The following is a 24,853-nucleotide window of genomic DNA, read 5'->3' as shown; positions in this document are numbered from 1 at the left end:
ATTAATCCTTGATAAAATTGAAACGAATGGCTTATAAGAATACCCCTTAAAGGGAAAGTTATCCACAGTAAAAAAGATTCATTAGAGAACGACACTACGGCGGGAATCTTTATTTAAACATTGACTTTTTAGAGAAATAAAACTAACCTTCCCAGTCTTTTTCTCGAAAGAAAATCAAGCTCCAAAAAGCTATCTTTCGTCATATTATTAATTAGTCATTCATAGGACATTTCAACATGAAAAGAACGTTTCAACCAAGCAACTTAAAAAGAGCGAGAACACACGGTTTTAGAGCAAGAATGGCAACTAAATCAGGCCGTAAAATTATCAATGCTAGACGTGCGAAAGGTCGAGCTCGTTTATCAGCGTAATAAAAGAAAAAAAGCACGCGTTTACAAAAACACACAAGCTGAACAGCCCGTCGGAATACGCTAACGTTTTTAAGGGAGCTGAAAGAAGCACGGATGACTTGCTGACTGTCTTAGCGCGAAAAAAAAACTTATCTGGAGCAAGGCTTGGCCTCGCAATCGCTAAGAAAAATGTTAAAAGAGCTGTAAAAAGAAACGCTATTAAACGAGTAGTTAGAGAGTCGTTTAGACAGCAAAAAGAACACTTATCTGGCTACGACTTTGTTATTTTATGTCGCCACAAGGCTGCTTCGGCAAGTAAAAAAGAATTGGCAACATCCATTAATAGACATTGGATTAGGTTTATGAAAAGTGAATAAACTCTTTATTTATTTGATTAAATTTTATCGATATTTTGTTAGCCCAGTGCTAGGTAGTCGTTGCCGTTTCTACCCTACATGCTCACAGTACGCGCTTGAAGCTTTTCAACAATACAGAACAATAAAAGCAATAAGCCTTACACTAAAAAGGCTTTTACGTTGCCAGCCTTTTTGTAAGGGTGGTGTAGACCCGTTACCAACGTCAGATAAAACTCATGGATAATCAAAGAACATTACTTTTTGCAGCGCTAGCATTTATAGCGGTGCTTATTTGGCAAGCTTGGCAAAAAGACTATGTCTTACCACAACAAATACAACAGCAAGTGCAAAGTGAGGGCGTTAATTCATCAGCGGATGTACCTAATGTTGCTAAAAGTGAGCCGTTACCAACCGGTGTTAATCAAGAGACAGAACCAAAGGATTTGGCACTTAAAGGCGGTGTTATAGAGGTTATTACAGACGTATATGAGCTGAAAATTGATAAAGTTGGTGGCAATATAGTTAACCTTTATTTAACTCAGTATCCGGATACGAAAGGTTTAGAAGAAACAGTTCAACTGTTAAATAACACACCGTCCAAAACATTCGTTGTTGAGTCTGGCTTAATTGTCCAAAATGGTGAAAGCCCTAATCATCACGCGCTTTGGAGTGCATCTGACAGTCAATATGTAATGACAGATGATGAGTTGCGGGTGCCGTTAACTTGGAAAAATGAAAGCGGTATAGAAGTTACTAAAACCTATGTGTTTAGCAAAGGTAGCTATAAAGTTGATGTTGAAACAAGTATAGAAAATAACGGCTCTAATAGCTGGTCTGCTAGAGAGTATTTGCAAATAAAGCGTAATGATTATGCTGATAAGAAAGCAAACTCAATGATCTATACGTATACTGGTGGTGTTTTGTATACAGATGAGGACAAGTATCAAAAAATTGATTTTGATGATATGGAGGATGAAAACCTTAGCCAAGAAGCCACAGGTGGCTGGGCAGGGATGATTCAACATTACTTCGGCGTTGCTTGGGTGCCGGAAAAAGAGAATAACTACACATACTATACAAAAGCATTAAGTGCTGGAAAGTATGTAATTGGCGCTTATTCACCGATGACTGTTGTCGAGCCAGGACAGAGAAAAACAATTAATTCGGTATTATTTGCAGGGCCAAAATTACAAGAGCAGCTTAAGGAAATTGCACCGGGCCTAGAGTTAATGGTTGATTACGGTAAGCTTACGATTATTGCAGAACCGATTTTTTGGCTGTTAAGTTTCTTCTATGATTTTGTAGGAAACTGGGGTGTTGCTATCATTATGGTAACGTTTACCATCAAAGCACTGTTCTTTAAGCTATCTGAAAAAAGCTATAAATCAATGGCGCATATGAAATTGGTGCAGCCAAGAATCGTTGCATTAAAAGAACGGTATGGGGACGATAAACAGCAGCTGAATAAAGCGATGATGGAGCTGTATAAAACAGAAAAAATAAACCCATTGAGTGGTTGTTTACCGATTCTGATTCAAATTCCTGTTTTTATCGCTTTGTATTGGACCTTACTAGAAAGTGTTGAGCTAAGACAGGCTCCTTTTGCACTGTGGATTGATAACTTATCTGCTGCCGACCCGTACTTTATTTTACCGGTTATTTATGGGATCACTATGTTCTTCCAGCAGCGTTTAAACCCTGCTCCGGTCGATCCTATGCAAAAGAAAGTGATGCAAATGCTACCGATTATGTTTACTGGTTTTTTTGCCTTTTTCCCAGCAGGCTTAGTGCTGTACTGGATTGTAAATAATCTACTAACGATTGCTCAACAGACAGTAATTATGAAACGTATAGAGTCAGGAAAAGAAAAGTAATTTATTGATGGCTAATAACGACACTATTGCTGCTGTTGCCACAGCCAGTGGTCGTGGTGGAATTGGCATTATTAGGATTAGCGGTACAAACACAAAACAAATTAGCCAGCAGCTACTGGGCAGTGAAATACCCGCCAGACAAGCTTGCTTCAAGTTATTTAAAGCAAACGATAATAGCACTATTGATAGTGGGCTTGCGTTGTACTTTAAGTCTCCAGCCTCTTATACAGGTGAAGATACTTTAGAGCTTCAAGGGCATGGTGGCCCAGTTGTTTTAGATATGCTTTTAAAAAGAGTGTTAGCCCTAGGTGCACGCCTTGCTGAACCGGGTGAATTCACCCAAAGGGCATTTTTAAATAATAAATTAGACCTAGCTCAAGCTGAGGCAGTTGCTGATATTATTGATGCAGGGACAGCGGCAGCAGCCTCATCAGCGCAACGATCGTTGCAAGGGGCTTTTTCAGAGCGAATTAATGATCTACAAAGGCAATTAACACACTTGCGTTTATATGTAGAGTCGGCGATTGACTTTAGTGATGAAGATATTGATTTTTTAGCTGGTGAAGAGCTACAAAAAATAATCTCAAACCTACAACAAGCCTTTAAAACGATTACAGAAACGGCAAAGCAAGGAAGTTTATTGCGTGATGGGATGACCGTGGTATTGGCTGGTAAACCGAATGCTGGTAAATCAAGTTTATTAAATGCACTTTCACAACGTGATACGGCGATTGTGACAGCAGTCGCTGGAACGACTCGTGACGTGCTCAAAGAGCAAATTCAATTAGATGGTATGCCAGTACATATTATTGATACGGCAGGTCTACGTGAAACCAGCGATATTATTGAACAAGAAGGCGTTAAAAGAGCAAAACATGCCATTTCACAAGCAGATCAAGTGTTGTTAGTGATGGATGATCAAGAATCAAGCGCTGATGATTATTTGTCTTTATTAAATGATATACCCGCCTCAGTTCCAGTAACGATAGTTTTTAATAAAGTGGATATTACCGGTACGCAGGTAGGTGAAACAACGTCGAAAGATGGGCGAACGATAATAAGGCTTTCAGCAAAACATAAAGATGGGTTAAATCTTTTAACTCAACACCTGAAAGAAAGAATGGGGTTTAATTCAGAAGAAAAAAATGTATTTTTAGCTCGTCGTAGGCATTTAGATGCATTGACTCGATCTCATGCTTTTTTAAATGATGGTATTGTCCAGTTACTTCATTATCAAGCTGGGGAGATGTTTGCAGAAGACTTGCGATTGGCACAAAATGCGTTATCTGAAATTACTGGAAAAATGACACCGGATGATCTTTTAGGGGAGATTTTCTCTTCATTCTGTATAGGAAAATAAAGAAATCTGGGTGAGTTAACTATCGACGTAGTTAGTCTACTTTATACGTTTTATTTAGGGGTAAATATAGACTCTTTAGAGCATACGCATAAAGCTAATACCAAAGTCATAACAACGGTGGTCAACACCATACCCAGTGCCGCCCCACATAGTACCCACTAAGACGTCGACTTTCCAGGTGTCGTATTGAAATCCCATCCCTACGTTAGCGATTTGTATATCACCTAGGGTAATGGTTGCAGGGTTCTCAAACTCAGAAGGAACACCTGAAGACTCATTGGTATAACCAGCTCGTAAAGTTATCTTGTTATTTAGAAGGTACTCGGTACCAACACTATAACCATGGGCACGATTCCAGCCAGGGTCACCATCAACATTTTGTAAGAATTTTCCGGGTTCATCAAAGGTAGCATTAGAGCCAGGCCAGTTGAAATCACTCCAGTCATTTTCTCGATAATCATAAGTAAAGGTAAGTTTTTTTGTAGGTTTATATGCAACACCTACACCCCATGAAGCACCGTATTCAAAATCAGTATGCCCATCACTTTTTTCATTGGTTTTAAATGGGTCAATGTTGCTGCCGCCTTTAAGCCTAATCTTTGTATCACCTTCTAGTTTTATGTCACTGCCAGTGCGATATATTGCGCCTACACTCCACTGCTCATTAAACTTATAAAGCACACCAATGTTTCCTTGAAAACCATAACCCCATTTACGTATTTTTGCATCGTAGTTATAGTTCCAGTCGGAGCCAGAGGCAGAGATATAATCTTTCTTAACATCGCCACGCCAAACATTAATAAGCATATCAACGCCAAAACCGACACTTAACTTCTGCGTTACTTGATAACCGATAGAGCCGTTGATACTCATCAAGCCAAGAACGGCAAAAACATCGGCTTCGATTTCTGCATCATTAGCAGGATCAAATATTTTATCGTTGTAACTTGAATATGCCCCGCCTACACCAAAGGCACCACCGGCCAGTGTATAGCGACCAAAATTTTTAAATATAAGAAACGATGGCATGGTAGCAGCACCTAACCAAAGCTCTTCATCATCATCAAAGTTAGTCGGTTCGGATGGGTAAAAGCCAGGAAATAAATCGCCCTTATTGGGGTCGTAATCACCACCAGGGAGTGAGTTATTTGAAACACCGTTTTTAGCATCAACGTCAGCTGTCATTGAGTACACGCCAAAAGTATAACCAGCACCTTTTAATTGACTTAAACCAGCAGGGTTCCAAAAGACAGCAGAAGCATCATCTGCCAAACCAATAAATGCGCTACCCATGCTCATGGCACGAATGCCTAGGCCTTCCATATTTACGCCACTAGCGTAAGTTTTTGTTGCTGGAACTGAGGACAGTGAGATTAATGCGAGGCTGAGAAAAATACTGCTAAACCAGGTTTTTTTTGAAAGAGGCTCTTCCGTTGAGAGAGTGAATTCATTATAGTAACCGTTTCCCTTAATTTTATTTTTTATAATCAACGCATTATATCAGAGAATATTAGTATTAGATGATATCGGTGAAACAAATGATATAACGCGAAGGCGTGAATGAAGGGCGTTTAAACAGGACTCTGTTTTAGATAAAACCAAATCAAAGGCACTTTGTTCATTCATACTTTGGTATATTGATGGTTTGCCCTAAAAGGGAAAAGAAATTTATTCTAATAATGGTATAAGTAAAAAGATGACCCACCCAATAATTGAAAGCCTGTTGTGGAGGCATACCACTAAAAAGTACGATGCTTCAAAAAAAATACCCGAAGAGGAATTAAAGGTGCTTTTTGAAGCAATGCGCTTATCACCCTCCTCTATTAATTCACAGCCTTGGCGGTTTGTTGTTATTGAGAGCGATGAAGCAAGACAACGTATGAGTCGGACATTTGCTCATAAATATCAGTTTAACCAAGCGCATGTTTTCGATAGCTCTCAAATTATTCTGTTTGCTCACAAACCACGTTACACTCGTGATGATTTTGCAAAAGTGGTTGATAGAGGGATTGCAGATAAACGTATAAAGCAAGAAGACCGTGACAAAGCCTTTGCTATTTTTGGATTTGCTGAAAGCAATACCGATGAAACAGGGGATACTAGCAACTGGACAAAAGCACAGACCTACCTTGCTTTAGGGAATACTTTACATACATTGGCCCGCCTTAAGATTGACTCTACGGCTTTGGAAGGTATTGATGCGGATTTGGTAAACGAAGAATTTAAAAAAGAGTTGGGCGACTACCGTTGTGAAGTGGCGCTAGCGATTGGTTACCATCACCCTGATGAAGACTATAATGCAAAACTTCCAAAATCACGACACAGCTTAAACAGTGTTTTAGTGCGCATATAAGATGATAAGTACAGGTTTAAAACAACATTAAACAGGCGAATTTTTAGTTTCTATTTTAAATAGTGTGTTGATCGATCTTTGCTTTTGGGGCATAACGAAATAATCAGTACGGTGATGAAAAGGCTGAGCAAGTTAAAAGTGAAAGTGTTTTACCTGTTGAATAAAAGAATGTTCGGCTTCTTTTCCATAACGAGTGTTTAGATACAGTGTTTTTAATGTCGTTAGGTCACCTGCCCTTTGTGGGTATTGTTTAATGGCCCGGTTAAAGTAGTCAGTTGTGGTTTCGTGTGGTTGGCGCTGCCCTATTCTTTTTGCTAATGACTTACACAGTACTAAATATGCGGTTTGAACGGCATCATGAGATTTTTTTTGCAGTAATAGCACAGCACCAATTGAGCCAATGAGCACTAGCCCGCTTAGCACCGCTAACCACTTCACCATGCCTCTCCAGTCAAAAATACCAAGATTAGAGAGAAAATTGAGTTGTTTTTCTGGACCATAGGCGAGAACAGCGTTTTGCCAATAATAATCTAAACTATTGAGAGCCCATTTAAGCTGTTGAGCCCATTGCTGGAAGCCCTCTGGGGGCGTTATAAGAAAATTAATATCGCTATTAGCTTGTTGTGATGAAGGATCAATGCTGTGTTCAATACGGTTAGGTGCGATGGCGGCAGTAGGGTCAATTCGAACCCAGCCCGCTTCTTCTAACCAAACCTCAACCCAAACATGGGCATCTGCTTGGCGGATGTTATAAAAGTCTCCAACTTTGTTATAAACGCCACCTTGATAACCGGCAACAAGCCGAGAAGGAATACCTGCTGCGCGCATTAAGGTGGCAAAACTGGTGGCAAAGTGGCCACAAAAACCGCGTTTAGTATCAAATAAAAACTCTGAAACAGGGTCTTGGCCTAATGAAGGCGGTTTAAGTGTGTAATAAAACTCTTTATTATAAAATTCAAGCGCTTGCTTAATAACGCCTTGATTATCTGCATTGGCTTTAAGCCATTTATTTGCCAAGTCGAAGACCCTCGGGTCTGTGTTATCGGGTATGTGGAGTGCTCGATTCAGGTCGTTGTCAGACGGCTTTGCCTGGATTTTTTGCGAGGTTGAACGGATATTGAACGAAATATTTCGACTGAGTTTTTTATTTAATATTAATTGGTGGTCATGCGTTAAGCGGGCGTTTTTTGGTGCTGCTGCAGGGATATCAAGTGCAAAAAGCCAATATTGATGATGAGGTTCCATCATCAAGGTGTATTGAATATCTAAACCTTCATTATTGATAGTTTTTGCACGTTTAAATGAGTCTGATTTAGGTGGCGTTAGTGTCCAAGAACGTCCATCGGTTTCCCAAAAAACAGGGCCACGCCAATATAAGTCTTTTTGTTTGGGTGCTGTACCATCAAAACGTACCCTAAAAGCTGTTTTATCAGAGAGGGCTAAGTTTGAAACATTGCCAGGGTTAATCGTGTCGCTTAAACCACTAATTGCAGACTGTTGATTTGGCATGGCCCAAAGAGGCCCAATCATACGAGGGAAAAAAATGAAAAATATAAGCATTAACGGAACGGATAAAAAAAGGATGGCAGCCGAGATGCGTAATAAGCCTGGGTTTTTTAAACGATGACATTGAGTATTGTTGATGGTCAGTGAAAATAAAAGCAAGAAAAATACACAGAAGGCATATGTAGCAATTTCAATGTATTGTTCGAATAAAAAAGGAGTAATGAGTATAAAAAAATTCAAATAAATCACTGCTTGCGTGTCCCTGCTAGAGCGGCTTTCGAGAAGTTTTAATCCCATCAGTATAATTAATAAAGAACTACTGGCATCGCGACCTAGAGACATGCCGTATGTTTTTAATACAAAAAAAGCTAGGCCGATTGAAAGCGGTAATAACAACCATTTACTCGGTAAAGTATTAGGAAACCAGAGAGTTAGTGCTCGCCACCCTAGCAGACTAAAACCGATCACTATAAAGGGGAGAGGAAGTTCACCAATATGTGGAATGATTAGCAGTACACCAATGCTGATGAGTAGTTTGATAATGGTGGGCTGAAGGGGCATGGTTATTTATGAATGTCCGTATAAGGCTAGCGCTTTTAAACATGTATGCAGGTGTGCATGGCCATGGTTTGGCGGCTGCTCAACACCGGGTAGGCGTAAACCATACTCAAGGCCTTGGGCTTCGCAGTCTAATAGCCAGAAGCACAGCTGAGATAGTTTTGCTTCGGTGTCTAATGGCTGGCAAAAATGCCAATCTAGCCAGACAGAAATGGACTCTTCAGCACTAAATTGATTACTGTAAAAACCCTTTTCAGCGGCAAAGGCTTTCCAGTTTACTTGTCGATAACTTTGCCCTTGTTGATAGGGTTTTAAGCCAATAAATTCATCGGTACCAACTTGGTTGCTGGCAGCTTTGTTTTGTTCGTCGCCGGGTTGGTTAATTTCTAGCGATAAGCCACTATCAATTGGTTGGGGGTAAACTAAGATGGCTTGGTTAAAAAGTAGTGGTGACCAAGCTCGAAAAAACCCAAAAGGGAAAGTAGTAGACAGTGTAATGGTATCGAGTGTGTGCCATCCGCGTTGCTTAAACTTGATCGGTAATGTAACTAATAAAGTTTGATTTTTTTGAACATCAAAAAAAGTTTGTTGGTGCAAATAAGAAGCTTTAATGGCCCAACGTTCAACCCCTTTTGTTTCCTTAATAAGCACTTTCATTTGGCCGCTAGAGCCAGCATAATAAGGGGGAGTTTTGCTCGGTGAAATAATCAACCCATATAGATTTTTAACGCTATAAAACGTAGACATTTGTGCACTAGCAGCCAATAGAAAGCTAAAGACAAATCCCATACTATTATTGTAATTAATGGAGGCGATCAGCATTAATAAAATAACGACGAGCAGTGATAAGCCGCCTTTATTCGGTAGGATGAAGATACGCCGGTAATTTAATTGAATAGAAGAGTGCTGAGGGGCTTCGCCTTTGGTGAAGCGTCTTAAAGACATGCGTTTTGAAAGAGTAAGGGCCATACGAAGTACGATGCTTAAGTCACTTAACTGTAACACGTGTTTGTGCTGTATAAAGATGAAAAAAGCCGCTATTGCGGCTTTTTATTGTTAGCTTAAAACGTGTCTTAAAGTGTAGGAGCGGATTCTTTTACGCTTGATTTTTCTTCCATGCGAGTCATCCATGCGCTTACTCCTGAGTAATCTGCTAATAAAGAGCCCTCAGGTATCATGCCAAAAAAAGCTAAAATAGGATAAAGAAAATAATCGGCTAAAGAAGCTTGAGAGCCGGTGAGGTAATTGTTGGTGGAAAGCGTTTTATCCAATAGAGCTAGATGTGCCTTCGCCTTAGGGATTGCAGCATCAAGAACGGACTGGTCTAAAGGAATAATTTCAAATCTAAATAAGGCAATTTCATGAATTAGTTCCTGAAAAACATAAGCGTTAATGTAACTAGTCCATTGGTTCATGATTGCGCGCTCTTTAGCATCAGCAGGTTGAAGTGCTGGGCCATCAAAGGCCTGATCAATGTATTTGGTGATCGCTAATGTTTCATATAAAACAAAGTCCTCGTGTTTAAAAGCAGGCACTTTGCCTGTCGGGTTAACAGCGATCATTTCTTCAGTATTGGGTTCAAAAGGTAATAGTTCATAAGCAACACCTTTCTCAGCTAAGGCAATGCGGGCTGTTCTTACGTATGTACTGATTGGAAAGCCATATAAAGTAATGTCGCTCATTTCATTTGTCCTATTATTTTGATTAAATGGAAAGTCAATAGTAAGTAATTGTCGTTAGACTGTAAATATCAATATAGGGGAGAAAAATGAGCCAACGCTTCGAAAATAAAGTTGTTGTGGTAACCGGTGCGGCCCAAGGTATAGGTAAAGCCTGTGCTTTACGGTTTGCACGTGAAGGTGGTCAGGTAATGATTGCCGACCGTGTGGAAGATCAAGCTTTGTTAGTGCAGCAACAAATACAACAGGAAGGGGGTATTGCTGAAATATGTATGGCAGACCTAGAGACCAGTGAAGGTGCCAAGCACGTTATGCAAACAACCATAGAAAAGTTTGGTCGTATTGATGTGTCTGTTCACAATGTTGGTGGCACTATTTGGGCAAAGCCATTTTGGGAGTACCCAGATGATCAAATTGAAAAAGAAATTAATCGATCACTATGGCCTACTCTATGGTGTTGCCGTGCGGTTATTCCTTTTATGATGGAGCAGCAGTCAGGCGCTATTGTTAATATTGGTTCTGTAGCAACGCGTGGGATTAACCGAGTACCCTACTCCGCAGCAAAAGGCGGTGTTCAAGCAGCGACCATTTGTATGGCAATGGAGTTGGCAGAGCACAACATTCGCGTTAATTGTGTAAACCCGGGTGGAATTGATCAAGGAGAGCGAGCTATTCCAAGAAATACCGATGCGCTAACCGAGTTAGATAAAGCCGGTATGCAAGGCGTTTATGATCAAACGATTAGAGACACCCCAATGAAGCGTTTTGGAACGCCCGAAGAAGAAGCAGCAGCGATTTGCTTTTTAGCGGCTGATGAGGCGTCGTATATAACAGGGGAAGTGATGAATGTAGCGGGCGGTGGAATTGGTTAGCAATTGACCCCAAAAGTAAATGTAAAAAAAACTTTTTCAATGTAATTTTGATTTAAATTAAATTTTAATTGCCATTGTATTGCTGTATCATTGTGATCTGATGAGTCAAAGACCATTTTGAATAAGGCGTTTTAATGGGGTTAGTTAGAGAAATAAAAGATGTGTAGCACCCTTTAGCTGGCCTTTAAATAACGATAAAAATGTGTGTAAGTTAGTGAGGAGATATAGGTATGAGCAATAGAAGACTTGAGAATGATTACAGCCGCTATATGGATTTAAAGGAAGGCTGGGTTGATCGTCGTATTTTTTGGGAGCAAGAGATTTATGAACAAGAGTTAGAGCAGATATTTGCTAAGGCTTGGCAGTTTATTGCGCATGACTCGATGATGCCGAATCCTAATGATTTTTATACCACCTATATGGGTGAAGATGGTGTTATTGCTGCCCGTCAAAAAGATGGAAGTGTGAAAGTGTTTCTTAACTCCTGTACACACAGAGGTAATAAAATTTGCTATGCCGATGATGGAAACACTCGAAACTTCACGTGTAATTATCATGGTTGGGCGTTTGGAACCGATGGTGAATTAAAAGGTCTATCAAATGAGCACGTGTACGATGAAGGTGACATCGATAAAAGTAAATGGGGCTTAAAACAAGCTCGGGTAGATAGCTACAAAGGTTTAATCTTTGCTACATTTGATGAAGAGGCTCCCTCACTTGAAGAGTTCTTAGGTGACTTTAGATGGTATTTGGATATCATGCTTGACCAAGATGACGGCGGTACAGAGTTTATCGGTGGTGGTATCAAAAACTATATTAATGCTAACTGGAAATTCGGTGTTGAGAATTTCGTAGGGGATGCCTATCACGCCCTATGGACGCATGACTCAGGCTTTAAGGCGATGAATAACAATGAAGGCTTTCCACCAGCTGATCCAACAGATAGCTACCACGCCAGTATGAATGGTCATGGTTGGGAATTTGGCACCGAAGGGCTGGCCGATATTGCGATTTTAGGTCAACCTAAAGTGCTTGAATATTATGAAAAAATGCGCCCAAAAATGGCAGAGCGCTTGGGTGAAATGAGATCAAAAATATTCGGTTCCTTGGCATCGGTATCGCTATTTCCTAACTGTTCATTTTTACCAGGTATTCAAACATTCCGTGTTTGGTTACCAAGAGGTCCACATAAATTTGAAATGCGGATGTGGACTATCGTGAATAAAAATATGCCAGATGAAATTAAACAAGCCATTAATATTGGTTGTATGCAAACGTTTAACCCAGCTGGTGTGCTGGAAATGGACGATGGTGAAAACTGGGAAGGTAATACATCCGTTAACAAAGGTGTAGTAACACGAAGAGGAAAGCTGCATTACGGTTGTGGAATAAACCGTAGAATTGAACATGAAGAACTGCCAGGTATTGTTTATGCTAGTCAATTTAATGATGCTAACCAACGTCAATTTTATGAGCGTTGGGCTGACTTGATGAACGCGAAAAGTTGGGATCAAGTGCCTACCCGCTACACGCCGCGCTATGCAGGCAAGAAAACAGTCTAGGGGGAGCTGAAGATGACAAACGAAACAACAAGTAATAATAAGGTCGCTTCTTTAGAGTTGATTAATGAAGTACAGCAGTTTTTGTACCGTGAAGCACGGCATCATGATAATGAAGAGTTCAGAGAATGGTTAACGATGTTAACCGAAGATATTCATTATTGGATGCCATATCGTTATCAACGTTATCGTAAAAATGAGAAAGAGCCGACGATTTACGACACGGCTTATTACAACGATGATATGGAATGTTTGGTAAAACGCATCATACGTACCGAAACAGGTACGTGTTGGTCCGAAGACCCAGCAACTCGAAGTGCCCATGTGGTAACGAATATCGAGGTTGAGCTAACCGATAATCCAAATGAGTTTAGGGTTTATTCTTTAGTGACTGTACATAGAAATATTAATGAAGACGAAGAACACACGATGTTAGGTCACCGGACTGATCTGATAAGGCGTGTGGACGGTGTGTTGAAGTTAGCTAAACGTAAAATTATTCTCGATCAAAATATCTTCAAAAATAAAAGTCTGAACGTTTACCTTTAAAATAAATAGATTAATAAAGCACCGTTAGTGCTCTATTAATACCGTATATTAGACCCTGCGAGAGCAGGGTTTTTTAATGGAGTTAAATCAGTGAAAAATGAAACACTTAAAGCCGTGGTGCTGTTAAATATTGCGGGGTTGCTATGGGGCGGGAATATGATTTTGGGTCGGTATTTGGCCGATTTTTTAGGCCCCTGGTCGATTGTTAGTACACGCTTGGTGATTGGGGGCTTTATTTTTATATTACTGCTGATACAAACAGGGGAGCTTAAAAAAATTAAGCATATTACAAACTGGTGGACGTTTATCGCGTTAGCAATTTTCGGCGTTATATTTTTTCAGTCCCTGCTCTACTATGGCTTAAGGCTGACAACTTCAACCAATGCCGGCTTGATTAACTCCTTAACACCACTGCTGACTGCATTTATGGCGGCGGCTTTCTTAAAAGAAAAATTAAATTATCATCATTGGGTTGCAGCGGCCGTCACTATTTTTGGCTTGTTGTTTATACTGGGCGAAGGGGATTTAACCAATTTATTGCTGCTTAATTTTAATGTTGGTGATTTATTAGTATTAGGTGCTGTTATCAGTTGGGTGATTTATAGTCTTATTGCTAAAAACGCGATGATAGGCATGTCTCCCCTACTCCTGACGGCTTTAGGTGTGCTGCTCTCTCTTGTTGTGGTGATCCCATTAGGAATATATGAGGCAAAGGTCATACAAACACCTCATTTAACAGTTAATGCATTCTGGGCCTTAATGTTTATTAGTGTAGGGCCAACGGTGTTGTCATTGTTATTTTGGAATAAGGGTATGAAGGTTATCGGCCCATCGCGGGCTTCATTGTTTTTAAATACGGTGCCTGTTTATATTATTATTATCAATGCCGTGTTTTTGGAAGAAATGCCTTATCAATACCAAATAATTGGGATGGTTTTAATTTTTATGGGCAGTTTTTATGCGGGTTTAAAAGCGCATAAACCAAAGCTAAGGGATTAACACAGGGCTGCCAATTCTATTGCGTTGAACTAGATAGTCGTGAGCCTTGGCCACATCAGACAAGGCAAAGCTCTCCCCTACTTGAATATTGATGTGGCCTTTTTCAAGCATTGCTAAATAGCGGGCCGCACTGTCAAGTATCTCTTGTCGGTTTCTAGTGTAATGATATAAAGTTGGGCGAGTTAAATAAAGCGAGCCTTTTTTTGAAAGCTCTAGGACATCAAATGGGTCGGGCTTACCTGATGCATTTCCAAAACTAACCATCAGTCCTCGCACACGCAAACAATCAAGTGATTGGGTAAAGGTGTCTTTACCGACGCCATCATAAACAACATCTACTTTTTGACCGTTGGTAATTTCATCCACAGCCTTAACGAAATTCTGTTCAGTATAATTAATAACAAAATCACAACCATTACGTTTCGCTATACGGGCTTTTTCAGCAGAACTAACAGTGCCAATAACGGTTGCTCCAACAGCTCGGGCCCATTGACAGGCAATTTGGCCAACACCGCCCGCGGCAGCATGAATGAGGATGACATCGCTCGGTTTTAATTCATGTAGTCTGCAAAATAAGTATTCAACCGTCATACCACGTAGCAAGCTGGTGGCGACCGATTTATCATCAATATTATCGGGGATAGGAACCAGTTCATTAATATCAATGACCCTATATTGTGTGTAGGCACCCTTAGCGGCAGAATAAGCCACACGTTGACCAACTGAAAACTCGGTAACGCCCTCTCCCACTTGTTCAATGACCCCAACGGCTTCATCGCCTAAGGTGGCGGGTAAATCAATTGGGTAGAGACCAGAGCGGAAATAGGTGTCTATATAATTAACGCCAATTGCAGTTTGTTTAAGCAGTACTTGCTGTGCTTTAGGCTCTTCGATAAGGCTCGTGTCGAGTTTGAAAACACTGGAATCACCAGTTTGATAAATATTGGCAGACAAGTTTGTATGCATATAAGTTCCAAGAGGTTAATGGTTTGCAGAAATTAGCAAAGTATAGTTTGCAAGTAAAATCGAAATTTAAAAACTTTGTTTAATGAAAAAAGTTGATGCAAACATGAGTAAAGCAACTATATACTGTATAGAAATAAGCGAAATATGGCTAATGTAAAAATTGGCGCGGCTTTTATTAGCCTAATTCTAGTTAAAAATCATTGACAAATATATCTGGATTATTATAGTTTTGAACGCTTGTTTGATTGGTAGTGAAGTTAAATAATTAATAGATTCAGCTGATGAGGGGACATAGTGAAATCGATAAATCTTAAAAGAATAAAAGGCGCACGCCTTTTGTGTGTGCTTGCCTTGGCATTTCTGGTGACAGGAATTGCAACGGCAGAAAACGGAACGTCAAGTGAACAAGGTGAGTTTCAACGATTTTGGCCGGATAACCTTTATGCGGTTGAGTTTGTAAACGAGAATATTGGTTTTATAGCGGGATATTCGGGTTCTGTCTTTAAAACAGAAGACGGTGGTGAAACATGGTCTGCTATTTATATCGGTGTCAATGAGTTAATTCGTCACTTATCTTTTGTAGATGCTAACAATGGATGGGCGGTAGGCCATCGAGGCTCCATTCTACACACAGCAGATGGTGGCTTTACATGGGTTGTTCAGAAACAAGACGAAGGAAATTATTTAAGAGATATTTCATTTGCAGACGTAAATAATGGCTGGGCTGTTGGACATGGCGCGGCTATTTGGCATACCTCAGATGGCGGTAAAAACTGGGAAAAGCAAACTTTAACAGGCTTTGATGGTAGAGACTTACCAAGGTTACATGGTGTTGTGGCTAAAGATGCAGATAGTGCCATTTTAGTTGGTGAGTTTGGCATGATTGCCCATACTGAAAATAAAGGTGAGCTATGGTTGGTTAGCTATAACCCAAGTAGAGCTACATTGCTTTCAGTAGCATCACATGGTGATGGGGCAATTGCAGTAGGTCTAGATGGGGGTGTGGTTAGTATTGCTTTGGCAACAGATGAACAATGGGCTGAAGTAGAAGCGATTGAGCAAGCGCTGCAAGCAAAAAAAGAAGAAAAAGCAAGAAAGAAAGCAGCCCGTAAAAAAAGAGAGTATGTACCTGAGCATGTAGAGCCATTACCAAAAGTGGATACCAACTACTACATAACAAAAATAGACAGTGGTCTTACCAATCATTTATATGATGTATCAGCAACAGCGAACAATGAAGTTGTTGTGGTAGGTGCTTCGGTTATGTTTAAAGTCTCAGAAGCTGAAAAGGAAATTGCAGCTGCAATAGAAAGCGATGATGCTACGGTAGAAGTCGTTACAGAGCCTACATATACAGTAACAAACTTGATGCCTGAAGAAGGCTTCCCACTGCCTTATACTTGGATTGGCGGTGTGGATGTGACTGAGTCGGGCACAATCTGGGCTGCGGGTTTACGTGGAATGATCGTAAAAGGTAATTTGAATGATATGTCCTTTGGACAAAAACTAAATATAGCTGAGTCAGAGAACGTAAAGCTGATATCTAGTCGTTGGGGAGAAAAATAATGATTAATAAGTTGTCTAGCTTTATCGCAAGAAGGCCGGTGCTAGTTGCATCAATATTGACGGTGCTAACTATTATTCCTGGCTATTATGCGTATAAGGGTTTGTCACTTAATGTGATCCTTGAAGAAATGCTACCCGCAAACTCTAATAATGTAGAATTATTTTTACGGTTTGGTGAACAGTTTGGTGGTGCAAATACAACCTTAATTGAAGTAAAAAATAAAAAAGGGAATATTTATAACCTAGATTATTTAACGAAGTACAAACAAATAGCCGAAGACGTTTATTACAATAAACATACTTACCGTCACTTAAGTCAGTCTTTAGTATTAAGGAAAACCAAAGCCATTTCTGGTGGTGGGGGTCGTGTGGGCGTGGATGCGCTTCTATGGCCAGACTTACCTAAAACTGAACAAGAAATGACGAGGATGCGTCAGTTTGTTAATAAGCAATATCGTGGCCTTCAAGTATCTAACGATGAGACTTCGGCGATAGTTATTGCAGACTTTAGAGACGAAGCTGATAAGTTAGAGATTTTGAACTTTTTCCTAGATTTGCGCGAGCAGTATGAAGGGGAAGACTTAGAAATCAACTTTGTTGGTCGTCCAATTCTTCTTGGGTATATTTATCAGTCACTTGACTCAGTTTTCAATATTTTGGCAGCATCACTATTGATTATTGCAGTAATTTTGTTCATGTATTTTAGAACGTGGGTTGGGGTGTTTATCCCAATGTTTACTGCAACAGTTGCTACCATCTGGGGATTAGGTGCAATGGGTGCGGTTTCTTATAATTTAGATCCGTTGCTTATCCTACTTCCAGCATTTATTTTCGCTATTGTATTGTCGCATGGGGTACAGTTTACAACGCGTATTTTAGACAATATTGCTGCTTGTGAAGAGCGTCCTTCACATTGTCGCGAGGTTACTAGAGACGGCTTGGCATTGTTATTGGTACCAAGTACCGCTGCGATTATTACAGATGCAGCTGGTTTTGGTGTGTTGGGCTTGGTAGCAATACCTAGTATTGAGTCGCTAGCGGTTATTTGTGGCCTTTGGTTACTTTCAGTTGTTCCAGCGCTGATATTCGCTGCTTCTGTGATGTGTTTGATTAAACCACCTAAATCACATAAAACAGGTTCAATTCTTCTCAATAAACTTTGGGGAGCGGTTATCAATATGGAAGACCATGCCTGGACGATGGTTGGTGCTACTGCTTTATTGTTAGTAATGGGTGGTTGGTACTCACAAAATCTAACTGTAGGTGATACAAAAGGTAGTGCAATTCTGTGGCCTGAAGCTCGTTTTAATAAAGATGTAGAGTCAATTAATACAAGGTTTTCCTTCTTAGGTACCGATATTATGCAGGTGTATGTAGAGGGTGAAAAAGACACCATGCTTGACCCATCTGTTTATCATCAAACAGAAGCGTTAGATCGTTATGTGTATGAGCATATGTCAGAAGTACGTCCTGCTATTAGCTTGGTACCAATCATTAAATTGATTAACTCTGTTCTTTTTGAAGGGGATCCTTCATACGCGATCATACCGGACACGGCAGAAGAAGTTGGTTTTGATATTTATATGTTCCGTTCAAGAGGTGAGCCTGGAGACTTTGCGGCCTATACAAATAAAGAGTGGGAAATAGGTAACATCTCCTTTTTCTTAGAAGACCATAGTCGTCCAACAATCCAAAAGCTAAGAGATAATCTGGATGCTTTCTTTGCTAATGAGAAAGAAGTTGTTAGTGATGCAAAGTTCCTTTATATGGGTGGACAAGTTGGTATTGTTGAGGCACTCAATGAAGAAATTGTTAATTCAAATGTGAAGACGATGGTTGCAATTGCATTTGTAATTTTCTTTTGTATTGTCTTGTACTATCGTTCTGTAACAACGGGTTTAATTCTATTGTTTAGTTTGGCTACTGCTAACTCATTGACATACGCTTTTATGGCTTGGAAAGAAGTGGGCTTAAACGTTAGTACATTACCACTTGCTGCACTCGGTGTAGGTTTAGGTGTGGACTACGGTATTTATATGATTGATAGAATTAAAGAAGAATATAAAAACCTAGGGATAAAAGATGTTCATGAAGCAATACATCAGGCTTTCTTAACATCGGGTAACGCGATATTTATTACAGCGGTTACCATGATTGCGCCATTAATTCCTTGGGCTGTTGCATCACCATTAAGGTTCCAGGCAGAAATGGGTATGTTGCTAGCACTTGTATTATTTATGAACATGTTAGGTTCGTTACTATTCGTACCCGCAGCCATTGCCGCTTTCCATCCTAAAGCATTGTTTAAAATAAAAGAAAATGCTGCGTAGCAATAAAACAACGTTGTTGTAAAAATGACAAAAAACGTTGTTTATCTGTGTGAAATGACGTATAAAATAAGTGTTAGAAATGTATTACTGTAAATAATAAAGGGGAAAAGATGAAGAAAATAACAAAAATAAGTCTAGCGGCTATACTGGGTGTCTCCATGGTGGCACCTGCTATGGCGATAGATACAGGCATTAAAGGCCTAACCCAAAGTGGTCGAATTAAGTTGGGAGCGTCTGTACTATACGATCTACCAGATCAAGGCAATAAAGCAGGGCCAGCAAACTGGATTATAGAATCTAAAACAACGTACCGCCCGAATAGACAGTGGAGTTTCATTGGGAATTTCTGGCTACGTGGTGATTTGTCTTCACAGTTCACCAGCTATGACTCACCAAATGGTGGTTTACCCGATCAAGTCAATGGTGCAATCGTGCCAGGTACTGGCGCTTTTACGCAAAATGCTAACTTCAATCTAAACTCAAGTAATTGCTCAGGCAACGCATATTGTGCTGAGATGGACGATGAATTAGAAGTATTAAAAGATTGGGAAGATATTGTTCGTGAATTATCCGTTAAGTACCGAGACAGAAAAGGCCGTTTTTCAGTAAAAGCAGGTCGTTTCCAACGTGGCTGGGGTCAATCAGATGGTTTACGATTAATGGATGTATTGCATGCTCAAGACTTGCGTCAACGTTTTGCATTTACAGACTCTGATGAGCTTCGCTTACCAGCTTTAATGGTGTCAGCTGATTTTAACTTCAGAAAGCTTGGTATAGACGGGCCGTTTAAAGCCATTGGTATGAAAAACCCATCTTTGGAAATTAACTTTGTACCAGAAGTTCAAACATCTAACTTTATCATTAACAACCCAACACCAGGCGATGAGACATCGGGCGGTATTTTTGGTTTAGATTGGGCTGATGTGAATGACACAACAGAAAATGGACCAGGCTTAGTTGGACTAGGTTTTAATTTATATGACAATAAACCAAATCGTCTCAGCTTAACGGATGCAGAATGGTCTATGCGCTTAAAGTTCGGAGCACTGGGTGGCTCAGCAACCATTAATGCGTTTTACGGACAACAAGACTTACCTGTTTCAAAACTGTTAGGGTCTACATTAATTATTGGCGATGGCACAAATAATCCAAATGCAGCAGGAGCAATTACACTTCCTACTTTTGACGCAGCAACAACTGAAGCAATTGTACATGGACAAGGTGGATATCTTGATTGGTTAAGATCTGCAGACAATACTGTTAAAACTGGAGCAGCACCTACTGTAGTAAGCCCATTGGCAGCATTTGGGTGTGCGGATCCTTTTAGCGGTATAGCCGGTGCGGCTTGTTCAATTAACGGTGAGGTTGAGTTAGATTATGACTATCGCCAGTTAATGTTAGGTTTTACTTTCGCACGTGATTTAAGTGACTTTATCAGAATTGGACGCAAAAGCTCTGCACCAACTGTACGTTTAGAAATGTCACATGAGTTTGATCGTCCATTTAATCGTTCTAGAGTTAATCCAGGCGCAACATTCGGACCATTTGATGGTAGTTTTGCGGGTGAAGTAACTGGTTCAGGTGTACTAGCTGTAGAAGCTAGCCGTAATATTGTGAAAGAAGATATTACTTCAACCATGATCGGCTTCGATTTCCCATTATGGGTACCGGGTTGGGAATCACAAGCTAAATCTATCTTCACTAGCTTACAATTATTTGATATCTACACTCATAATTCAGATCAAGGCCTATTGCAACAATCACCCTATGCCTTTACTGAAATACAAGATCATCAAAACTTTGTAACATTTGCTTGGAATGCACCATTAGATAACCAACGTTTAGTACTAGATGGTTTATATATACGTGATTTTCAAGGTTCAGGGGATTACTACCGTCAACGTATTGATTTTAACTACTTTGGCGATTCATGGCGTCCACGTGTAGAAATCGCTCATTTCTCTGGCAACAAAGAAAGCGCACCAATTGGTACTTTTAATAATTCAGATTATGTTGAAGTATCTTTAACGTACCAGTTCTAAGTAATTAGAATAACTACCTATCACTTATTGAAAAGTGGTAGGTAGTTATTAATAATGTAAGTGAATTAAATTAAGAAATAAGGGTAATGGAGATATAAATGAAAAATAAAAGATTACAAATAAAACTGGCAGCTGCCGGCATAGCGCTTGGGCTTGGCATGTCAACTGCACCTGCAATGGCAGAAACCAATCGTGCATTAGAAGCTTGGAAAGCTTTTGCATCAGAACAAAATAATGCTGATTATAATAAATGGGTTGAATTAATCTCAGACCCTAAAGCAATTAAACTAGCAAAAGAATGGAAAGACTTACGTGGTTATGATGCATATGACCTAATGGATAAAGAAACATTTCCAGAAGATTTAAAGCCAGGACTAGTAATTACAGGCGAAAATAAGGCTGATTACCCTTGGCTAGCTAAATACTTAACTAAAGAGCTTTATGATGCTATTGGCGGATCATGGGGCGGCATTAAGAAAATGAAAATCGTGCCAACAAATACCTATTATATGCATAATGGATATTTACAAAATACTAAAGCACTTAAAGAACAAAACATAAACATTAAATTTGATGAAGATGGTCAAATGGTTTATGACGATGGGTCTTATGCTTTATTGTCTGGCCCAGGTGCTTCAGCAATCCCATTTATTAATCCTAAAAATGGTTTAGAACTAAACTGGAATTTAGTTGCAAATTCTGTGGGTATTGAAACACTGGAGTTTAGTCCTGTTTATTTATATTCATGTACGGCTGAAGGTGAGCCTGATAGAGAATATAAGGCAGATCTTTGGTGGTGGCATTTTCATAACAGAACAGAAATCGAGCCTTTAGGAGACATTCCAGGTAAAGAAGAAATGGTTGAAGGTGGTGCTATATTTTTCTTTGAACCAAATGATGTACGTGGTTTAGCAGGTGTACGCCAACGTTATGCTTCAGGCAGTAAAGAAGATGACTTTAAAGTATTCATTCCTACCTTACGTAGAACTCGTTTGTTAACAGGTTCAGATTCAGAAGATCCATTAGCATCAGGTCTAGAATTATCTTGGGATGATTGGCGTTCATATTGGGTAAAAACTGATATTAAGAAATTTGACTATAACCTTATAGGTGAAGAATTTGTATTAACTCCAGTTTCGACTGTACATGTATACGATTCAATGGTTCTAACAGAAGATAAATGTGGCATTGAATACATGGAAGTTGAACTTCGTCCAACATGGAAACTTGAAATTATTGATAAGTCAGGTAAATATCAATACTCTAAGCGTCATGCGTGGATTGATAAAGAGTTTTACAACACACGTCGACACATCACATGGGATCCACGTGGCAATATATTCAAAAGTTATGATGAAAAACGTGACTGGAAACCTTCTACAGGAGAAGGCAACTGGGGCGGTATTATAATTAGAAATAATGTTACTCATCGTGTAACGACTATGAATATGACTGCAACATGGGAAGACCTAGATGTGGTTGTAGATGAGTCAATGTTTGATGTAGACCAATTAAGAGATTATCAGTAATAGAATCACTTAATATTAAGCATTAATAATCAAAGCAGTGGAACGAAAGTTTCACTGCTTTTTTTATGCCTTATGTCATTAAGACATGAAATATAACTAGGCGATAAGATACGAATTAAATAGTATATTTACAAAAAAAGGGAGAGGAATGAATACAATAATTAAAAATTTACTGTTCTGTTTTATGTTATTGATCTTAAGTGCTTGCGATGAACAAAATAAAAAGACCAATAAAGAAGAATTAGTACCAAAAAGCCCTATTGAACAAATAAACAGACAAATAAGTGAAGTACCAGAAGATGTCGGTGTTCACTATTATGGTCTTGAACAAAATTTACAGCGTTATTCACCTCTAACACAAATTAATGATGGCAATGTGCATCAATTGAAACCATCTTGGGTGTTATCCCTTGGTGATAATAGAGGGCAGCAAACACAACCGCTAGTTATTAATGGGGTTATGTATATTACAAGCCACAACGCGACATATGCAGTCGATGCAAGATCTGGTCGTCAAATATGGAAAAGCATCATTCAATACCCTGCAGAAACACTAACTTGCTGTGGTGTTACGAACAGAGGGGCAACTTGGTATAACGATGTGTTGTATCGCGCCACGCCGGATAATAGGTTGCTAGCCCTTAATCCAAAAAATGGAAAAACCATTTGGGAAAAACGAACAGCAGAGATTGAGTTTGGTTATTCAATGACCAGTGCCCCGCTTGTTGCCAATAACGTAGTGATTACTGGCGTGGCAGGAGGAGAATTTGGTGCTAGGGGGTTTTTAGATGGCTGGGATCCAAAAACAGGTGAACATTTATGGCGCTTCCATACTATACCCAAGCCGGGAGAAAAGGGGAGTGAGAGTTGGCAAGGTGATGAGTGGGAGCATGGTGGAGGGCCGACATGGTTGATAGGCTCGTATGATAAAGAACTAGACCTTGTGTATTGGGGAGTGGGTAATAAGTCGCCTTGGAATATGAGAGAAGGAGCAAAAGATAATTTATATACGCAAAGTATGTTGGCTATTAGACCTAAAACGGGTGAGTTGATCTGGCATTATCAATTTACCCCAAATGATGGCTTTGATTATGACGCTGTTAATGACCCAATACTTACCGAGATAGAGGTTGATGGAAAACAACGGAAGGTCTTGATACAAGCCAATAGGAATGGGTTCTTTTATGTGCTTGACCGTAGCAATGGTAAGTTATTAAGGGCGAATAAGTTTGTTGATAAAGTGACATGGGCTGATGGAATTGATATGGAGACAGGGCGACCAATCATATCTGAGCGCGTTAAAAACATGATTAAGACGGGAGAAACAACCGAAATATGGCCCTCGGCCTTTGGTGGTAAAAACTTAGCGCCGATGTCTTATAGCCCAACAACAGGGTTAGCATATGCTAATACCTTTAATATCGGCTGGAAATATACCCCCGTTGAGCAGCCCTATAAAAAAGGTGTTTTTTATATTGGAGCACGGTTTGAATGGGCTTTTCCAGAAGGGCCCAAGGGGTATTTAAGGGCGATTGATCCATTAACGGGTAAAGCAAAATGGCAATTCCCAACAGCCACTCCTATGAATGGTGGGACCTTAGTCACGGAAGGTAACCTTGTTTTTTCGGGTGCACAAACTGGAGAATTATATGCATTAAATGCACAGACTGGAGAAAAACTGTGGGAGTTCCGTACAGGGTCTGGGATTATCGCACCGCCAATTACTTATCAATTAGAAGGTAAGCAATATATTGCTATTGCCAGTGGTATTGGTGGTGTTTACAACAGCTTATCAAATGATATAAACCTAAAAAACATTAACCCAGGTGGATCTGTTTGGGTCTTTGAATTAGGAAATGGTGGGGATACGAGTACAGTCCATGCTGAAACGATTCAGCCACCCAAAGCCCCTGATGCACAGGCAGTAAGTAAAAAGCTAAAGTCATGGTCAAGCACGGTTAAAAAAGGCGCTGAGCTATACGAGCAAGCCTGCTCTCATTGTCATGGTGTGGAAATGAAAACGTCGGGAACGACATTTGACCTTCGTACATTTCCGAAGAATGATAAGGCAAGGTTTATTAATTCAGTGATTAATGGCAAGGGTTCTATGCCAGCCTGGGGCAATAAGCTATCAAAGGAAGAAATTGAGGCAATACACGAATATGTTATTAATTAATGTGAATATTGCATGAACTCAGTAGGATCTAAGAGTTAGGCCGCACAGTAAAAAACAATTGTTGGTTAAGATCTTAGGTGTATGTGTTGATATATTGCTAGTAAGATAGAAGTAGTCGGTCGACTATAAATAAGTATCGTTAAGGTTGGAGTGGGTTTAACCTCACAATTTGATTCCTTCTCGATTTTGTAGATAAAAGCATTTTACTGTTAGGTATAAAGTTATTTAG

The 24,853-nt window shown here is 39.8% G+C and carries 20 protein-coding genes; 15 read left to right on the top strand and 5 right to left on the bottom strand.

The features are described from left to right. The first annotated feature begins 236 nt into the window (after nucleotides 1-236). Genes rpmH through mnmE form a run of 5 tightly spaced genes read left to right on the top strand, consistent with a single transcriptional unit; the run spans nucleotide 237 to nucleotide 3,940 of the window. Nucleotides 237-371: a 50S ribosomal protein L34 gene (rpmH, locus tag CYCME_RS12535; RefSeq protein ID WP_015007058.1), complete on the top strand. Its 135-nt coding sequence runs from the start codon at nucleotides 237-239 to the stop codon at nucleotides 369-371. Further along, nucleotides 362-727 carry a ribonuclease P protein component gene (gene rnpA, locus CYCME_RS12530; RefSeq protein ID WP_330216881.1) on the top strand — a complete coding sequence of 122 codons (366 nt, stop codon included), beginning with the start codon at nucleotides 362-364 and terminating at the stop codon, nucleotides 725-727. The genes rpmH and rnpA overlap by 10 nt, the downstream gene beginning before the upstream one ends. Next, complete coding sequence (gene yidD / locus CYCME_RS13010) at nucleotides 720-950, top strand: membrane protein insertion efficiency factor YidD (RefSeq protein ID WP_073024183.1); 231 nt, start codon at nucleotides 720-722, stop codon at nucleotides 948-950. Before rnpA ends, yidD begins: the two co-directional genes overlap by 8 nt. After that, nucleotides 943-2,580: a membrane protein insertase YidC gene (yidC, locus tag CYCME_RS12525; protein WP_020933233.1), complete on the top strand. Its 1,638-nt coding sequence runs from the start codon at nucleotides 943-945 to the stop codon at nucleotides 2,578-2,580. The genes yidD and yidC overlap by 8 nt, the downstream gene beginning before the upstream one ends. A gap of 7 nt (nucleotides 2,581-2,587) precedes the next feature. Then, nucleotides 2,588-3,940, top strand: a complete 1,353-nt coding sequence (gene mnmE, locus CYCME_RS12520) for a tRNA uridine-5-carboxymethylaminomethyl(34) synthesis GTPase MnmE (protein WP_020933232.1) — start codon at nucleotides 2,588-2,590, stop codon at nucleotides 3,938-3,940. 75 nt (nucleotides 3,941-4,015) lie between these two features. On the opposite strand, the gene CYCME_RS12515 is transcribed toward mnmE, so the two are convergent. Further along, complete coding sequence (locus tag CYCME_RS12515; RefSeq protein ID WP_041932977.1) at nucleotides 4,016-5,263, bottom strand: OmpP1/FadL family transporter; 1,248 nt, start codon at nucleotides 5,261-5,263, stop codon at nucleotides 4,016-4,018. Nucleotides 5,264-5,636: 373 nt separating this feature from the next. Here CYCME_RS12515 and CYCME_RS12510 point away from each other — a divergent pair, with 373 nt between their 5' ends. Next, nucleotides 5,637-6,293 (top strand): nitroreductase family protein, encoded by a 657-nt coding sequence (locus CYCME_RS12510; protein WP_015007051.1) that lies wholly within the window; start codon nucleotides 5,637-5,639, stop codon nucleotides 6,291-6,293. Nucleotides 6,294-6,425: 132 nt separating this feature from the next. Here the strand turns inward: CYCME_RS12510 and CYCME_RS12505 are convergent, their stop codons facing one another. From CYCME_RS12505 to CYCME_RS12495, 3 genes are all read right to left on the bottom strand, one after another. Beyond that, nucleotides 6,426-8,360 carry a transglutaminase TgpA family protein gene (locus CYCME_RS12505; protein WP_020933230.1) on the bottom strand — a complete coding sequence of 645 codons (1,935 nt, stop codon included), beginning with the start codon at nucleotides 8,358-8,360 and terminating at the stop codon, nucleotides 6,426-6,428. Nucleotides 8,361-8,366: 6 nt separating this feature from the next. Next, on the bottom strand, nucleotides 8,367-9,362 hold the full coding sequence (locus CYCME_RS12500) for a DUF58 domain-containing protein (RefSeq protein ID WP_020933229.1): 996 nt from the start codon (nucleotides 9,360-9,362) through the stop codon (nucleotides 8,367-8,369). Between the two features lie 68 nt (nucleotides 9,363-9,430). Continuing rightward, nucleotides 9,431-10,039, bottom strand: coding sequence for a glutathione S-transferase family protein (locus CYCME_RS12495; protein ID WP_020933228.1), 609 nt, complete (start codon nucleotides 10,037-10,039; stop codon nucleotides 9,431-9,433). Between the two features lie 86 nt (nucleotides 10,040-10,125). Between CYCME_RS12495 and CYCME_RS12490 the strand changes: the two genes are divergently transcribed. The 4 genes from CYCME_RS12490 to CYCME_RS12475 all read left to right on the top strand — a co-directional run bounded on the left by CYCME_RS12490 (nucleotide 10,126) and on the right by CYCME_RS12475 (nucleotide 14,015). Then, entirely contained in the window at nucleotides 10,126-10,908 is a 783-nt protein-coding gene (locus CYCME_RS12490; RefSeq protein ID WP_020933227.1) for a 1,6-dihydroxycyclohexa-2,4-diene-1-carboxylate dehydrogenase, read from the top strand. A gap of 230 nt (nucleotides 10,909-11,138) precedes the next feature. Beyond that, nucleotides 11,139-12,470, top strand: coding sequence for an aromatic ring-hydroxylating oxygenase subunit alpha (locus CYCME_RS12485; RefSeq protein WP_020933226.1), 1,332 nt, complete (start codon nucleotides 11,139-11,141; stop codon nucleotides 12,468-12,470). Nucleotides 12,471-12,482: 12 nt separating this feature from the next. After that, a complete protein-coding gene (locus CYCME_RS12480) occupies nucleotides 12,483-13,016 on the top strand; it encodes a 3-phenylpropionate/cinnamic acid dioxygenase subunit beta (protein WP_020933225.1) in 534 nt (177 codons plus the stop codon). A gap of 90 nt (nucleotides 13,017-13,106) precedes the next feature. Continuing rightward, nucleotides 13,107-14,015: a DMT family transporter gene (locus tag CYCME_RS12475; RefSeq protein ID WP_015007044.1), complete on the top strand. Its 909-nt coding sequence runs from the start codon at nucleotides 13,107-13,109 to the stop codon at nucleotides 14,013-14,015. Here the strand turns inward: CYCME_RS12475 and CYCME_RS12470 are convergent. After that, entirely contained in the window at nucleotides 14,004-14,981 is a 978-nt protein-coding gene (locus CYCME_RS12470; protein ID WP_020933224.1) for a quinone oxidoreductase family protein, read from the bottom strand. The genes CYCME_RS12475 and CYCME_RS12470 overlap by 12 nt on opposite strands. Nucleotides 14,982-15,275: 294 nt before the next feature. On the opposite strand from CYCME_RS12470, the gene CYCME_RS12465 reads away from it, so the two are divergent. The 5 genes from CYCME_RS12465 to CYCME_RS12445 all read left to right on the top strand — a co-directional run bounded on the left by CYCME_RS12465 (nucleotide 15,276) and on the right by CYCME_RS12445 (nucleotide 24,624). Continuing rightward, nucleotides 15,276-16,547: a WD40/YVTN/BNR-like repeat-containing protein gene (locus tag CYCME_RS12465; RefSeq protein WP_051184152.1), complete on the top strand. Its 1,272-nt coding sequence runs from the start codon at nucleotides 15,276-15,278 to the stop codon at nucleotides 16,545-16,547. Then, entirely contained in the window at nucleotides 16,547-18,877 is a 2,331-nt protein-coding gene (locus CYCME_RS12460; RefSeq protein WP_020933222.1) for an efflux RND transporter permease subunit, read from the top strand. Before CYCME_RS12465 ends, CYCME_RS12460 begins: the two co-directional genes overlap by 1 nt. 110 nt (nucleotides 18,878-18,987) lie before the next feature. Further along, nucleotides 18,988-20,919 (top strand): hypothetical protein, encoded by a 1,932-nt coding sequence (locus CYCME_RS12455; protein WP_020933221.1) that lies wholly within the window; start codon nucleotides 18,988-18,990, stop codon nucleotides 20,917-20,919. Nucleotides 20,920-21,017: 98 nt separating this feature from the next. Beyond that, nucleotides 21,018-22,448 (top strand): outer membrane lipoprotein-sorting protein, encoded by a 1,431-nt coding sequence (locus CYCME_RS12450; protein ID WP_020933220.1) that lies wholly within the window; start codon nucleotides 21,018-21,020, stop codon nucleotides 22,446-22,448. A 148-nt stretch (nucleotides 22,449-22,596) separates the two neighbouring features. Then, nucleotides 22,597-24,624 carry a PQQ-dependent dehydrogenase, methanol/ethanol family gene (locus CYCME_RS12445; protein WP_041932976.1) on the top strand — a complete coding sequence of 676 codons (2,028 nt, stop codon included), beginning with the start codon at nucleotides 22,597-22,599 and terminating at the stop codon, nucleotides 24,622-24,624. Nucleotides 24,625-24,853: the final 229 nt, after the last annotated feature.

The organism is Cycloclasticus zancles 78-ME, assembly GCF_000442595.1.
Taxonomy (GTDB): Bacteria; Pseudomonadota; Gammaproteobacteria; order Methylococcales; family Cycloclasticaceae; genus Cycloclasticus; species Cycloclasticus pugetii.
Note: the sequence above shows the minus strand (reverse complement) of the source record. Positions and strands in the feature narration are given on the sequence as shown.